This window comes from Pseudomonas sp. NPDC090755 (assembly GCF_044769005.1).
Classification (GTDB): domain Bacteria; phylum Pseudomonadota; class Gammaproteobacteria; order Pseudomonadales; family Pseudomonadaceae; genus Aquipseudomonas.
In genome coordinates this window covers 266552-279915 of record NZ_JBIVXC010000006.1, presented here as the reverse complement: position 1 = coordinate 279915, position 13364 = coordinate 266552, and the positions used below count along the sequence as shown (strand labels likewise).

The window sequence follows — 13364 nt, the reverse complement described above, 5'->3', positions numbered from 1 at the left end:
TGGCTTCGCCCTGTGGCGGTGGGCCTGAGCGCTTCTCAGGCCTCCAGCAACTAATCAACGCTGGTGGCTGTACGGGTTCATTCCTTGCGGCCTAGGACTGCAACTGTTGAGTGCCATAGGCCCTCATCGCGGTGGCACGTCTCCTGCCCAACATGTAGCAGAACGAACCCATGGCCCAGATAGTGATTAACCGCCCCTACCCAGTTGTGGGTGGATTCGAGAAGTGCGTCGCACTCGATGCAGTGCAGGGAAATATTGCTGCTCACTTTCACAACCTGATCCACCGCAACTCCCGATTTCTCGTCCATCGCAGAACCCTCCGTTGAGATTGAATTTTAGACGAATCCGAGGCAATGAAGGCCGGAACGCTTGTCTCGACGAAGTCCGCCGCCTGAACGAGGGCAGCATTGCTCCTGACTGACCATGGAGTACATTTGTACCCCACCCCACTGTAACCCCTCTCCCCTCTATTCACTGCCGCGATATGGCGGCCAAGGAACAATCGTGCCCGAAGAAAAGAACCTGGATCACGAACTGCTGAAGCTGGCCGCCAAGGGCGGTCGCCTGGAGATCGAACCTTGCACCTGCCGCGCCCCCAAATGGCCGTTCCGCCTGAAGGGCCAGTCCGGCGTGCGGGCGCACTGGAACCCGCTCATCAATGATGGTGACGCCCTGCGCCTGGCCGTATTGATGGGGCGTGCTGATCGCCTGGGCATCCAGATCCACATAGTCGAGCCTTTCGACGGTGACACCGATCCCTACACCTGCGTGGATGCCGAGCGCTTCGGCGAATTCGACATCTATCACGGCGACGATCCATTCCGCGCAACTCGCCGGGCAATCGTTGAGGCGGCCGCAGCAATCGGGAGCAAGTCATGATCCGCCTCGCCCTCTGCCTCCTGCTGCTGGCCACCGGCGCCAGCGCAACCGAGAACGTCATCGACGTGCAGCACGACAGCCAGCGCGGCGTCACCTGCTACCTGCTGAATGGGGTCGGCATCAGTTGCATACCCGACAGCCAGCTACAGGCCGGCAACGAGCGCCAGCTCTCCCCGCACGAACAGGCCGACAACCGCCCTACACCCGCACTGGCGCCTGGGCGCTGGATTGATGAGAGGTATCAGCTGTGAGTGAAAAGTCACTGCGCGAGAAGATCATCAACTACATGCAGCCGCGCGAGCAAAGCCCCCGCGGTTGGTTCTGTACCTGGTGGTTCAAGTTCCACGTGTCCGGCGCCAGCGGCACACCGGAGATACGCCGGGAGTTGGAGCGGATGGAGAAGGACGGGCTGGTCGAGTCGGATCGAAGCCAGAACAACAACACGAAGTGGCGACTTATCAAGGCGCCCGAGGAGCTACAGCCATGATCCTACCCATCACCGCCCCGCTCTACATGGCCTGGATGACCTGGAAGGGGCCGAGGCCATGAGCCGCTTCATCGCAGTGATCCACGGCTGGCACGTCCACAGCAACGGTTTCAACGTGCACGAGATCCAGGCCGGCACAATCGAGGAAGCAAACAAAGAGGCTTGCTGGCTGAGCGATCAGCGCGATGCAGCCTTTGATCGGTGCTCCTGGGTGGTGGTCGAGATCGAAGCTCACGAACATCTTCCGCGGCGTCTGACCTGGCGCGAACGGTTGACTGGCCGGATCAAGTAACCCCTCCCCCGGACCGAGCAGGTTCTCATGTGTGGAAACAGCGCCAGTACGCCTCCGATGGCTGCGCTGGCCTGGGCCAATGATCCTTGGAAGGATACTGCCTAACTCTTGAATATGACATACGCTGTTTGCGAGCTAATGATCGGAATAACTCCCGCCCCTTGCTTAGCTGCCAGCCACATTCGAGCTTGATCTACATCGATGCGCCCGCTGTTTGCTTGGAGCAAGGTGAGAGCCGTCCTGCTGACTCGATAGTGCCCACACTCTGGGCACGCAAGTTCCTCATAGTCACTGCCAGTGTCAACCGCCAGAGCAGGTAATTCACAGATCAAGCACTTCATAGCAACTCCTTCATCTGATTGCTCAACTGTAGTTGATCACAGCGAGGTTTCCCCTATGCCCACAGAAAACCGATCCAGCAACACCGAACAGATGGTCAGCGTGCCGCGTAATAAGGTTGAGCGCCTGATAAAGCTGTTGCAGTACCAAGCCCATCCATGCCCGTCGCCTCACGCGGAGTTCTTGCAGTACCTGCTTGACGCCCCAGCGTCCCGGGATTAGGGCGAGCCGGTGGCGTACTGGGTAATTGATGAGTTTGGGCAGAAGAAGATTGTACTGCCCGGATCGGAAACCGTGGCAAGAGGAAAGGCCAGGGGTTATGCCATGCGATCGCTGCACTTCCTCCCGCCAATCTCCGACAGCTTCAGCGTCGGTGACACAAGTGATTCAGCTCCCTAAATATTCGCGAAAACAAGATGACTTCGTTAGCTACTTAAAGTACGGCCCTTCCCCCAAACTATTTTTTATATGAAAAATCAGCCCATAAAAAGAAAACCTAATTCTGATTGGCCTGACAATTCCCTTCAAAAAATCTATCTGATCATACGCCGCCCTCAATTCCTCAGGCGACATACCGGCATCATTGTTTGGAAACTCAGAAAAATGCCTTATCACAGCATCCCAACGAGCATAAAGAACATTTGTTGATGCACGCGCGTACCCGAGCACAACAAAGAAGCCAACAGAAGACACAACAACATATATAGCACCCAGCCACCCCCATGAAAACTGCAGAGGAACGCCAACCAAAAGGTGCATAATCAAAAGAAGCAAAGCAACTACCACGAAAGATTTTAGCGCCATCAGTCCACGCTCAAGCCTGCCTAGCCTTAACCCCCAATAATCACTGTACCGCCTCGGATTTTCCGCCTTAAGCAAAAAATATTTTTCAAAAACCAAACTGTTTAACTGATCCATATTAGACCTAGGAAAATGCTTCCATACATACACTATGTCATCATTAGCAACCCACCTTGGAAACACCTCCCCAAAAACCTCAAATGGAATAAGTTTGCTCAGCGACATAAACACCCAATCCAACAGCTGAAAGCTAGAAAAAATTACGACAAAGCCAATCACTGGAAGTAGAGCAGTTAAACCAAGCCTATCTAACCAGCCAATAACCGCATCTACATCCAGATGCTGGACTACCATTGACACTGGCCTAAAGAAATCTAGAACCGTCCCATTTGAAAGCAAGACCATCATTGTGAAAACACCTATCAGCCGCATCACCGGCGCGGCCACAGCCCTCCAAGCATCTTGACTTAAACGCGAAATCTCTGTGATTTGCATGAGGCTCGCTCGATTCAGCAACTTGTTGAATTGAAACTAGTCACTCGTCATCGTTCTGTCCAGCTACAAAATCAGGTGGTAACTCGATCGTTTTGGCACCAAAGGCAAGAGCCTTTAAGCTGGATAGCTCCCTCGAAAGTATCTACTTAGTGATCAACGACAAACTAAGGCATGTAACTAGAAGCGAGCTGCCCGGCCAGATTTACGTCGGTCTATGACCCAGGACAACTGACCGGCGAGCGCAGACATAGTCTCAGTCACCGCAATTAGTGTCTGTACGAATTTTCTGATTTTCCCAACCTCTGCCGCCATGCGCGGCATGGAGACCATCCCATGGAAACCGAAAGCACCGGTGACGTCGACAAAGTCACCGAACAGCGAATGGCCGACCTGCTCGGCTACACGAAACGCGCCCTGGAAGGCCGTCGCCTGCGCGGGGCGATCCCCGAGGGCGTCTGGATGAAGCATGGCGGACGCATCATCTACAGCAAAAAGAGGTATGACGAATGGCTGGAAAGCGAATGGATTTACCCCAAGGCATCGACATCAACCACGGATCGCTCCGCCTCCGGTTCATGTGGGAAGGTACTCGACACAGCGAAACCCTTCCCTACCCCGCGACACCGAAAGGCCTCAAAGCTGCATCCCAGCTTCGCGATCAGGTAACGAGCCTCATCAAGTACGGCCTGCTTGACCAGGAAAAGTACGCGGAGTTGTTTCCGAACTCCGCGACCGTCGTAGGCGGGGTGCCGGTATTCGGTGAGTACGCTCAGCTGTGGCTGGATAGTCGCGAGATCGTCGACGGCACGCGCAAAGGATACAAAAGCGCCCTCAACCTCTACTGGATGCCACACCTTGCGCTTGTTCGGATTGACCTGCTGTCGACGACACGGATTCGGCAGATCGTCAGCACGACGAAATGGACCTCACCTTCGGTCAAGCGCAATGCGTTGGTGAAGCTGTCGACCATCCTCAGGGCCGCCGTGGGTGACGGACTGATACTGCGCAACCCGGCAGAGTCGGTACAGCTGCCCAAGCGCAGTAAAAAGGAGATCGAGCCGTTCACCCTGGAAGAGGCAAACGTGATCATCGCGCGGATGTACGCAGGCAAGCACTGGCCCAGCTCGATCTATGCCGCGTTCTATGAGTTCGTCTTTTTCACGGGTTTGAGGTTATCCGAGGCGCTAGCCCTTCGTTGGGACGCGGTGGATCTTGAGAAGCGAACGGCGCATGTAAAGCGCACCGTTGCGTTGGGAAAGGTGGTGGAACGCACCAAAACAGGAAAGGATCGTTTCGTGCTGCTGAATGAACGTGCGCTGCACGCGTTGGAGTTTGCCAGGCAGTACGCGGAGCGGCGCAAGCTGGGTAAAGGGAAGGTGACCGAGACGCCGTACATCTTCCCTCCTTCGAAAAACGCCGAGTTTGTACAGCAAACGTCCGATCTGCACCACCAATGGCGGCCAATCCTCAAGGAATTGGGCATCGGCTACCGGCGGCCATACAACTGCCGTCACACCTATGCGACAATATGCTTAATGTCTGGCCTCAACCCCGCATTTATCGCCCAACAGCTCGGGCATAGCGTGCAGATGCTCTTATCGACTTATGCACGTTGGATCAACTCGACCTCGGATTGGCAGGAGCTTGAAAAGCTCCAGATTGGTCTCAAATTGGTCTCAGGCTGTGAAAGCGTCACATAAGTTATTGATAGGTAAGCCCTTTGATCTCCACCGCTAACATCACCATGCAGTTCGGCGCCAAGCCGTTGTTCGAGAACGTCTCGGTCAAGTTCAACAATGGCAACCGCTACGGCCTGATCGGCGCCAACGGCTGCGGCAAGTCGACCTTCATGAAAATCCTCGGCGACGACCTCGAGCCGTCCGCAGGCCAGGTCATGCTCGAGCCGAACGTGCGCCTGGGCAAGCTGCGCCAGGACCAGTTCGCCTATGAAGAATTCACCGTGATCGACACCGTGATCATGGGCCACGAGGAGCTGTGGCGGGTCAAGGCCGAGCGCGACCGTATCTACTCGCTGCCGGAAATGACCGAGGAAGACGGCATGGCCGTCGCCGAGCTGGAAACCGAGTTCGCCGAGATGGACGGCTACACCGCCGAATCCCGCGCCGGCGAGCTGCTGCTGGGCCTGGGCATTCCCCTGGAACAGCATTTCGGCCCGATGACCGAAGTCGCGCCCGGCTGGAAGCTGCGCGTGCTGCTGGCCCAGGCGCTGTTCTCCGATCCTGAAGTGCTGCTGCTCGACGAGCCGACCAACCACCTGGACATCAACACCATCCGCTGGCTGGAAAGCATTCTCACGGCGCGTAACAGCACCATGATCATCATTTCCCACGACCGTCACTTCCTCAACAGCGTCTGCACCCACATGGCCGACCTGGACTACGGCGAGCTGCGCCTGTTCCCGGGCAACTATGACGAGTACATGACCGCCGCGACCCAGTCGCGCGAGCAACTTCTGGCCGACAACGCCAAGAAGAAAGCCCAGATCGCCGAGCTGCAGACCTTCGTCAGCCGCTTCTCGGCCAACGCCTCGAAAGCCAAGCAGGCCACCTCGCGCGCCAAGCAGATCGACAAGATCCAGCTGGCCGAAGTCAAGCCGTCGAGCCGGGTCAGCCCGTTCATTCGTTTCGACCAGACCAAGAAGCTGCACCGTCAGGCCGTGACCATCGAGAAGCTGTCCAAGGGTTTCGAAGACAAGACCCTGTTCAAGAACTTCAGCTTCACCGTCGAAGCCGGCGAGCGCGTGGCGATCATCGGCCCCAACGGCATCGGCAAGACCACCCTGCTGCGCACCCTGGTCGGTGAACTGACCCCGGACGCCGGTGCGGTGAAGTGGACCGAAAGCGCCGAGCTGGGCTACTACGCCCAGGACCACGCCCACGACTTCGAAGAAGACGTGAGCCTGTTCGACTGGATGGGCCAGTGGACCCAGGGCGAGCAGATGATCCGCGGCACCCTGGGGCGCATGCTGTTCTCCAACGACGAGATCTTGAAGTCGGTCAAGGTGATCTCCGGTGGTGAACAAGGCCGCATGCTGTTCGGCAAACTGATCCTGCAAAAGCCCAACGTGCTGGTGATGGACGAACCCACCAACCACCTGGACATGGAATCGATCGAGGCGCTGAACCTGGCGCTGGAGAACTACCCGGGCACGCTGATCTTCGTCAGCCACGACCGTGAGTTCGTCTCGTCCCTGGCCACCCGCATCATCGAGCTGAGCCCCAGCGGTGTCACTGACTTCAGCGGCACCTACGATGACTACCTGCGCAGCCAGGGTGTAGTGGTCTAAAGCACCGCACGACAAGCCCGTTCGCCGTAGGAGCGGGCTTGCTCCACGATACCTCCGAAAAATTCGATAGCCTGCTTCCTTTTAGCCTCGCCGCCAGCGATCATGGGCCCTCTCCCACCGCCCGCCAGCGAACGAGCTCATGTCCGCGTTGCAACCCGCCCCCGACGACACCCGATCGATCACCCTGCAGATCCTCTCGATCGTTTTCTATACCTTTATCGCCTTCCTCTGCATCGGCCTGCCGATTGCGGTGCTGCCCGGCTATGTGCATGACACGTTGGGCTTTAGCGCGGTCATTGCCGGCCTGACCATCGGTCTGCAATACCTGTCTACCCTGCTCAGCCGTCCTTTGGCCGGGCGCGTGGCCGACAGCCGTGGTGCCAAGCAGGCCATCGTCTATGGCCTGCTTGGCATCTTCGGCAGCGGCGTGCTGACCTACGCGTCGGCGCTGACGATCAATGTGCCGTTGCTGAGTCTGCTGGCGCTGCTCGGTGGACGGGTGCTGCTGGGGGTCGCCCAGGGCCTGATCGGTGTCGCCACCCTGAGCTGGGGCATTGGTGCGGTGGGCGCCGAACACACGGCACGGGTGATTTCCTGGAACGGCATCGCCTCCTATGGCGCCATTGCCATCGGCGCGCCGCTGGGAGTGATGCTGGTGGACCAGGTGAATTTCGCCACCCTGGGCCTGGTGTTGAGCGCACTGGCCCTGCTGGCCTTGCTGGTGATCCGCAACAAGCCCGCGATTGCGGTGGTACGCGGTGAGCGCTTGCCGTTCTGGTCGGCTTTCGGTCGCGTGGCCCCCTGTGGCGTCGGATTGACCCTGGCGTCGATTGGCTATGGCACCCTGACCACCTTTGTCACCCTGTACTATCTGGAGCAAGGCTGGACGGGCGCGGCCTGGTGCCTGAGCGCATTCGGCGTGTGCTTCATTGTTTCCCGGCTGCTGTTCGTCAATGCGGTCAACCGCTTCGGTGGCTATCCGGTGGCGATCGCCTGCATGAGCACCGAAGCGCTCGGGCTGGCGCTGCTGTGGTTGGCACCGAGCCCGGTACTGGCGTTGATTGGTGCAGGCCTGACGGGTTTTGGTCTGTCGTTGGTGTACCCGGCGCTGGGCGTCGAGGCGATCAAGCAGGTACCGGTGTCCAGCCGTGGTGCGGGCCTTGGGGCCTATGCGGTGTTCTTCGACCTGGCGTTGGCCATCGCCGGTCCGGTAATGGGTGCGGTGGCCCTGCACCTGGGTTACGCCTGGATCTTCTGCGTGGCCGCCCTGCTGGCCCTGGCCGGCGTCGGCCTGACCCTGGTACTGTCGCGCCGCGCCCGGGCTCACTGATTGGCGGTGTCCGGGCCCATGTGCTCGGGTCGGCCCAGGGTACGGGCGAAAAAGTGCGCGGCTTCGGCCTGCAGCGACAGGTGGATGTCTTCGCGGTCGACCCCGTCCGGGTCATCGCACAGCGCGGCCATGTGCTCACGCTGCTCGTCATCGCAAGGCGCCATGAAGACGAAATGCCCGGCGCCGGCCAGTCGCCGGTAGTTGGGCGTCACCGGCAACTTGCGGACCAGGGCCCCGGCATTCTTGTCCACGGCCAGCAACTGATCCTTGTCACCGCTGTAGATCAATGCCGGCACCCTGACCTGGGACAGCGCCTGGCGGCCGAACATCAGGCTCAACGGCGCCATCAACAGCACGGCATGCACCCGTGGGTCGGCGTGGGCGCTCAGGTCGGCGCGGTCGGCGACCAGCACACCGTTGGTCTTGCAGGCGTCGGCGTCCTGCGGCCGCTCCTGGCAGTAGCGCTGCAAACGTTGCAGATCGGGCTGGGCGCCGGACAGGATCAAGGCCGTCTCGCCGCCGGCCGAGTAGCCGATCACACCAACCTTGTCATCCCGGACATAAGGCGCCAGCAGCGGATCCTTGCTGCTGGCGGTAATGGCAGCGCTGATCTGCAGCGGCCGGCCATAGAGATTGCTCAAGGCGCCCAGGCGGCTGTGATCGTGGGCGTTGTCACCCGGGTGGGTCACGGCCACCACCACGAAGCCGCGCCGGGCCAGGGCGGTGGCCAGGTCATGCAGCGCCAGCGGCGTACCAGTGTTGCCATGGGACAGCATCAACAACGGGTAGCGGCCAAGGGCAATGGGGGCGCCTTCGTGGGCGTCGACCCGATAACCGTCAATACGACTGCTGCGCTCGGGCCCCGTGGAAGGATAGAAGGCCAGCGCCTGCACCGGTCGGGCATCCAGCGGGTCGGCGAACACCAGGCGATGCAGACCGACGCTCCAGTGCTGCGCAGGTTCGGCCTGCCCTGGCAGGGACAGTCCAAGCAGGCACAGCAGGCCGAGCGCCGCGAGGATCCGCATTTGATTTCACTCCACCCTGGGCAGGGGCCTTCTGCTTTGCTCCAGCATAGGACCGGTGGATGCGGCGTAAATGAAAGCTCAATGAAAAAACCGACAGCAGGCCTGGCCCGCTGTCGGTTGTGTGTTTACCTGAGTGCGGATCAGGCGGCGGCAAACAGCTCGTTGCTGATCTGCTGCTGGGCGGCGCTCATGGCGTTGGCGCGGTGTTCGTCACCGTAGGCCAGGCCGTGGGCACGAACAATTTCAAGGTCGGTGATACCGATAAAGCCCAGGAACACCTTGAGGAACTCCTCATGGCCGACACCGGTCGGCTGGCCGGCGTGCAGGCCACCGGCGGTGGACACCAGGACCACCTTCTTGTCGCCGCACAGGCCTTCAGGGCCGGCTTCGGTGTAGCGGAAGGTCTTGCCGGCCACGGCGACGCGGTCGATCCAGGCCTTGAGCTGGGTCGGGATGGTGAAGTTGTACATCGGCGCGGCGATCACCACGGCGTCGGCGTCCAGGAACTCCTGCAGGGTTTCGCTGCTCAGTTGAACTTCATGCTGCTGCGCGGCATCGCGCATGTCTTGCGGCGTGCCGGCAGCCATCAGGGTAGCGGCGGAGAAGTGGCTGATGGCGTCGGCGGCCAGGTCACGGTAAACCACCTCAACGGACGGGTCGGCGGCCTTCCAGGCATCGACCACGCTGCGGCTCAGCTGACGGGAGGCGGAATTGTCGCCCAGGATGCTCGAATCGATATGCAACAGTTTCATGGGAATCTCCTGTAGTGAAGATCGCGTCTGGGCGATCACGATGGAGACAATCCTACGTGGCTGATGAATAGCTGATAAGCCTGCAAAAATGCGTTACTTTGTCCCATCAGCAGGACAATGGTGACGCGCATGCAAGACCTCAACGACCTCTTCTACTTCGCCCGGGTGGTGGAAGCCGGCGGCTTTGCCGCTGCCGGGCGCTTGCTGGGCATCCCCAAGTCGCGCCTGTCGCGGCGCATCGCCGAGCTGGAGGAGCGCCTGGGCACGCGCCTGCTGCAACGCACCACCCGGCAACTGAAGCTGACCGCCGTGGGCGAGCGCTACCTGCGCCATTGCCAGGCCATGCTGCTGGAAGCGGAAATGGCTGACGAGGCCGTGGCCACCATGACCAGCGAACCCCGCGGACGCCTGCGCGTGTCCTGCCCGGTGGGACTGGCCCACAGCTTGCTGCCCCAGGTCATCAGCCGCTTTCTCGAACTGTACCCCCAGGTGCAGTTGGACATGATCCTGCTCAACCGCCGGGTCGACCTGATCACCGAAGGCGTTGACGTGGCCCTGCGCGTGCGCGACCTGGGCGACGAAGACCCGGCCCTGGTCACCCGCCGCCTTCGCCAGGCGCAGATGCACCTGGTGGCGGCGCCTGCCTTTGCCGCCACCCATGCCCCCGTGCATCCGGACGATCTGCTGAAACTGCCGGTGCTGGGCGCGGTGGACGCCGACCGCCTGGTGCACCTGCGCCTGCTCGACGCCCAAGGCCGGGCTCACGAACTGGCCCTGGAAGCGCGCCTGGCGATTGACGATTTTGTCGTGCGCAAGGCGGCCGCCGTGGCCGGCCTGGGCTTCACCGCCCTGCCGGTGATGCACTGCGAAGAGGAGCTGGCCCGTGGCGAACTGGTGCGCCTGCTGCCAGACTGGTCGCTGCCCGGGGGCTTCCTGCAGGCGGTCTACCCTCACCGGCGAGGCCTGCTGCCGGCGGTACGGGTGTGGATCGACCATCTGGTGGAATCCTTTGCCGAATGCGGGGAACGTTATGTCTGAGCGGAAAATGACCGAGGCGCAGGTGGCAGCCTATTGCCTGAGCTTGCCGGGTGCGCGGGAAGACTATAAATGGGGCGGTGTGCGGGTGTTCTCGGTGGCCGGCAACAAGATGTTCGCGGTGCTGGACCTGGCCGGAGCCGGGCTGTCGTTCAAGGTTGCCGGCGAGTTGTTCCTCGGCTATGTCGACCGACCCGGCGTGCGCCCGGCGCCTTACCTGGCGCGGGCACACTGGATCAGCATGGTGCCGCCCTACCCCATGGGCGGTGAAGAACTGCGCGAGTTGCTACAGCGCTCCCACCAGCTGGTGGTCAGGCGCCTGCCCAAGCGCCTGCAGCCGGGGCTGCTTATTTGAGCAGCGGCCCCAGGGCGCTGCCCAGCCAGTAACCACCCAACAACAGATGATCGACCCAGAACACCTGGTGCACGGCGACAATGGCCCAGAAACTCAACTGAAACGACAGCTTGCGGGTCTTGTGGCGAAAACGCTGCTGGGCCAGCAAGGCCCCCGGCCAGCCCCCGCACAGCTCACTGGCATGCAGGACCTTCTCCGGGGTGCGCCAGCCCTGGTTGCGGGCCTGCTGCTTGTCACGCCAGTAGAGGACAAAGCTCACCAGGCTGGCCAGCGGATAAGCCACCGCCGGCAGCCACGACTGCCCGCTCACCAGCATCTGCAGCGCCCCACCCAGCGGCAGCAGGCACAGGCAGATGAAGGCCAGCAGCTTGCTGCGCGGATGCTGGATCGCACCGTTTGCCGGTGCGGCGCGCGATTGTGAACGGCTCATCGACTCAACCGTGCGCCACGGACCAGTCAACCAGGCCGAACTGCCAGGTCGCCAGAATGATCAGACCGAAGACAATGCGGTACCAGGCGAACATCGCATAGCTGTGGTTGGCGATAAAACGCAGCAGGCCACGCACCGCGATCATGGCGAAGATGAACGAGACCACGAAGCCGATGGCGAAAACCGGGAAGTCGCCAGGCTGGAACAGCTCGCGGTACTTGTAGCCCGAGTACACCGCCGCGCCGACCATGGTCGGCATGGCCAGGAAGAACGAGAACTCGGTGGCCGCCTTGCGCGACAGGCCGAACAGCAGGCCGCCGATGATGGTCGAGCCGGAGCGCGAGGTACCCGGAATCATCGCCAGGCACTGGGCGCAACCGATCTTCAGGGCATCGGTCCAGCGCATGTCATCGACCTGCTCGACCTTGATCTGGTGCTTGCGTTGCTCGGCCCAGAGCATGACCACCCCGCCGATTACCAGGGCGGTGGCCACGGTGATGGGGTTGAACAGGTACTCGTGGATCAGGTCGGCGAACAATACCCCGAGGATCACTGCCGGCGTGAAGGCGATCAGCAGGTTGACGGTGAAACGTTGCGCCTGGCGCTCCTTGGGCAAGCCCAGCACCACATCGAAAATCTTGCGGCGAAATTCCCAGACCACGGCGAGGATCGCGCCCAGCTGGATGATGATGTTGAAGGCCATGGCCCGCTCACCACCGAAGTTGATCAGGTCCGCGACGACGATCTGGTGACCGGTGCTCGATATTGGCAAGAACTCGGTCAAGCCTTCGACAATTCCCAGTATGACGGCCTGCAGGCCAGTCCAAAGATCCATTATTCCCCCAGAAAAGATCAAACACCCTTCAGGTTTATCCCGAAGGGGCCGAAATCCTATCAGACCTCTCGTTCAAACGCTGCTGGTTGGCGCAACACAGCTTGGCGCATCAGGCACTTAGCCCTTGGTCGAGTGGGTGGAGGAACAAAAGCATGCTGGGATGCACACAACAATAAAAAAACCTCGGTGACCGATCCATGAAGATGCTTCGCACAATGTCCATCAGCCGCCGCTTGTGGCTGATCCTGGTCGTGGCGGTGGTGATGCTGCTGACCCTGGGCCTGCTGATGCTCCGGCAGATCCACGGCGACCTGTACCAGGCCAAGGCCGAGAAAACCCGCCACGTGGTGGAAACCGCGGCCGGCGTACTGGCCTACTACCAGGGCCTGGAAGCGGCCGGCACCCTCAGCCGCGAAGCGGCCCAGCAACAGGCCCTCAGTGCCGTGCGCGGTTTGCGCTATGACCAGAACGACTACTTCTGGATCAACGACCTGGGGCCGAAGATGATCATGCACCCCACCAACCCCAAGCTCGATGGCCAGGATCTCTCCGGCATCCGCGACCCCGACGGATTCGCCCTGTTCAGCGAGATGGCCAGGCTGGCCAGGGCCCAGGGTGCCGGCAGCATCGACTACCGCTGGCCCAAGCCCGGGGCCAGCGAGCCGGTGGCAAAGACCTCCTACATCCAGCTGTTCAAGCCCTGGGGCTGGGTCATAGGCTCAGGCGTCTACATCGACGACATGCAGGCCGAGTTCATGCGCCAGCTACGCGACGCCTCGTTGCTGGGCCTGGGCATCGCCCTGGTCATGGCCCTGCTGGTGATGCTCATCGCCCGCAGCATCGCCCGTCCCTTGCAGGAGGCGGTGGACGCCATGGCCATGATCGCCAGTGGCGAAAGCGACCTGACCCGGCGCCTGGACACCCATGGCTGCGATGAGGTGACCCTCCTGGGTCAGCATTTCAACCGTTTTGCCGGAAAGTTGCAGGGTGTGATCGGCCAAT

15 protein-coding genes and 1 pseudogene are annotated in these 13364 nt (G+C 60.8%); 10 read left to right on the top strand and 6 right to left on the bottom strand.

Going from position 1 to position 13364, the window contains the following annotated elements:
• The first annotated feature begins 504 nt into the window (after positions 1-504).
• The 4 genes from ACIQUS_RS12555 to ACIQUS_RS12540 are packed head-to-tail and all read left to right on the top strand — an operon-like array spanning position 505 to position 1658.
• Positions 505-879, top strand: a complete 375-nt coding sequence (locus ACIQUS_RS12555; RefSeq protein ID WP_403047400.1) for a hypothetical protein — start codon at positions 505-507, stop codon at positions 877-879.
• The gene (locus ACIQUS_RS12550) at positions 876-1130 is read left to right on the top strand and encodes a hypothetical protein (protein ID WP_403047399.1); all 255 of its coding nucleotides are present in this window, start codon (positions 876-878) and stop codon (positions 1128-1130) included. Before ACIQUS_RS12555 ends, ACIQUS_RS12550 begins: the two co-directional genes overlap by 4 nt.
• Entirely contained in the window at positions 1127-1366 is a 240-nt protein-coding gene (locus tag ACIQUS_RS12545; protein ID WP_403047397.1) for a hypothetical protein, read from the top strand. Before ACIQUS_RS12550 ends, ACIQUS_RS12545 begins: the two co-directional genes overlap by 4 nt.
• Before the next feature lie 58 nt (positions 1367-1424).
• On the top strand, positions 1425-1658 hold the full coding sequence (locus ACIQUS_RS12540) for a hypothetical protein (RefSeq protein ID WP_403047396.1): 234 nt from the start codon (positions 1425-1427) through the stop codon (positions 1656-1658).
• A 768-nt stretch (positions 1659-2426) separates the two neighbouring features.
• On the opposite strand, the gene ACIQUS_RS12535 is transcribed toward ACIQUS_RS12540, so the two are convergent.
• Positions 2427-3293, bottom strand: coding sequence for a hypothetical protein (locus ACIQUS_RS12535; RefSeq protein WP_403047395.1), 867 nt, complete (start codon positions 3291-3293; stop codon positions 2427-2429).
• A 177-nt stretch (positions 3294-3470) separates the two neighbouring features.
• Complete coding sequence (locus tag ACIQUS_RS12530; protein WP_403047394.1) at positions 3471-3761, bottom strand: hypothetical protein; 291 nt, start codon at positions 3759-3761, stop codon at positions 3471-3473.
• A gap of 38 nt (positions 3762-3799) precedes the next feature.
• On the opposite strand from ACIQUS_RS12530, the gene ACIQUS_RS12525 reads away from it, so the two are divergent.
• From ACIQUS_RS12525 to ACIQUS_RS12515, 3 genes are all read left to right on the top strand, one after another.
• Positions 3800-4993 carry a tyrosine-type recombinase/integrase gene (locus ACIQUS_RS12525; protein ID WP_403047393.1) on the top strand — a complete coding sequence of 398 codons (1194 nt, stop codon included), beginning with the start codon at positions 3800-3802 and terminating at the stop codon, positions 4991-4993.
• Positions 4994-5013: 20 nt separating this feature from the next.
• Positions 5014-6600, top strand: coding sequence for an ABC-F family ATPase (locus ACIQUS_RS12520; RefSeq protein ID WP_403047391.1), 1587 nt, complete (start codon positions 5014-5016; stop codon positions 6598-6600).
• A gap of 139 nt (positions 6601-6739) precedes the next feature.
• On the top strand, positions 6740-7930 hold the full coding sequence (locus tag ACIQUS_RS12515; protein ID WP_403047389.1) for an MFS transporter: 1191 nt from the start codon (positions 6740-6742) through the stop codon (positions 7928-7930).
• Here the strand turns inward: ACIQUS_RS12515 and ACIQUS_RS12510 are convergent.
• Together ACIQUS_RS12510 and ACIQUS_RS12505 are read right to left on the bottom strand one after the other, a co-directional pair.
• On the bottom strand, positions 7924-8955 hold the full coding sequence (locus ACIQUS_RS12510; protein WP_403047388.1) for an alpha/beta hydrolase family protein: 1032 nt from the start codon (positions 8953-8955) through the stop codon (positions 7924-7926). The genes ACIQUS_RS12515 and ACIQUS_RS12510 overlap by 7 nt on opposite strands.
• A gap of 140 nt (positions 8956-9095) precedes the next feature.
• Positions 9096-9707, bottom strand: a complete 612-nt coding sequence (locus ACIQUS_RS12505) for an FMN-dependent NADH-azoreductase (protein ID WP_403047386.1) — start codon at positions 9705-9707, stop codon at positions 9096-9098.
• A gap of 129 nt (positions 9708-9836) precedes the next feature.
• Between ACIQUS_RS12505 and ACIQUS_RS12500 the strand changes: the two genes are divergently transcribed.
• Both ACIQUS_RS12500 and ACIQUS_RS12495 read left to right on the top strand, forming a co-directional pair.
• Positions 9837-10745, top strand: coding sequence for a LysR substrate-binding domain-containing protein (locus tag ACIQUS_RS12500; RefSeq protein WP_403047385.1), 909 nt, complete (start codon positions 9837-9839; stop codon positions 10743-10745).
• Complete coding sequence (locus ACIQUS_RS12495) at positions 10738-11097, top strand: MmcQ/YjbR family DNA-binding protein (protein WP_403047383.1); 360 nt, start codon at positions 10738-10740, stop codon at positions 11095-11097. The genes ACIQUS_RS12500 and ACIQUS_RS12495 overlap by 8 nt, the downstream gene beginning before the upstream one ends.
• Here the strand turns inward: ACIQUS_RS12495 and ACIQUS_RS12490 are convergent.
• Positions 11090-11527: a DUF1294 domain-containing protein gene (locus tag ACIQUS_RS12490; RefSeq protein ID WP_403047382.1), complete on the bottom strand. Its 438-nt coding sequence runs from the start codon at positions 11525-11527 to the stop codon at positions 11090-11092. The two genes, ACIQUS_RS12495 and ACIQUS_RS12490, sit on opposite strands and share 8 nt — an antisense overlap.
• A gap of 4 nt (positions 11528-11531) precedes the next feature.
• Positions 11532-12362, bottom strand: a complete 831-nt coding sequence (locus tag ACIQUS_RS12485; protein WP_403047381.1) for an undecaprenyl-diphosphate phosphatase — start codon at positions 12360-12362, stop codon at positions 11532-11534.
• A 197-nt stretch (positions 12363-12559) separates the two neighbouring features.
• On the opposite strand from ACIQUS_RS12485, the pseudogene ACIQUS_RS12480 reads away from it, so the two are divergent.
• Positions 12560-13336: pseudogene (locus ACIQUS_RS12480) on the top strand (cache domain-containing protein); the annotation flags it as partial.
• Between the last annotated feature and the right edge of the window lie 28 nt (positions 13337-13364).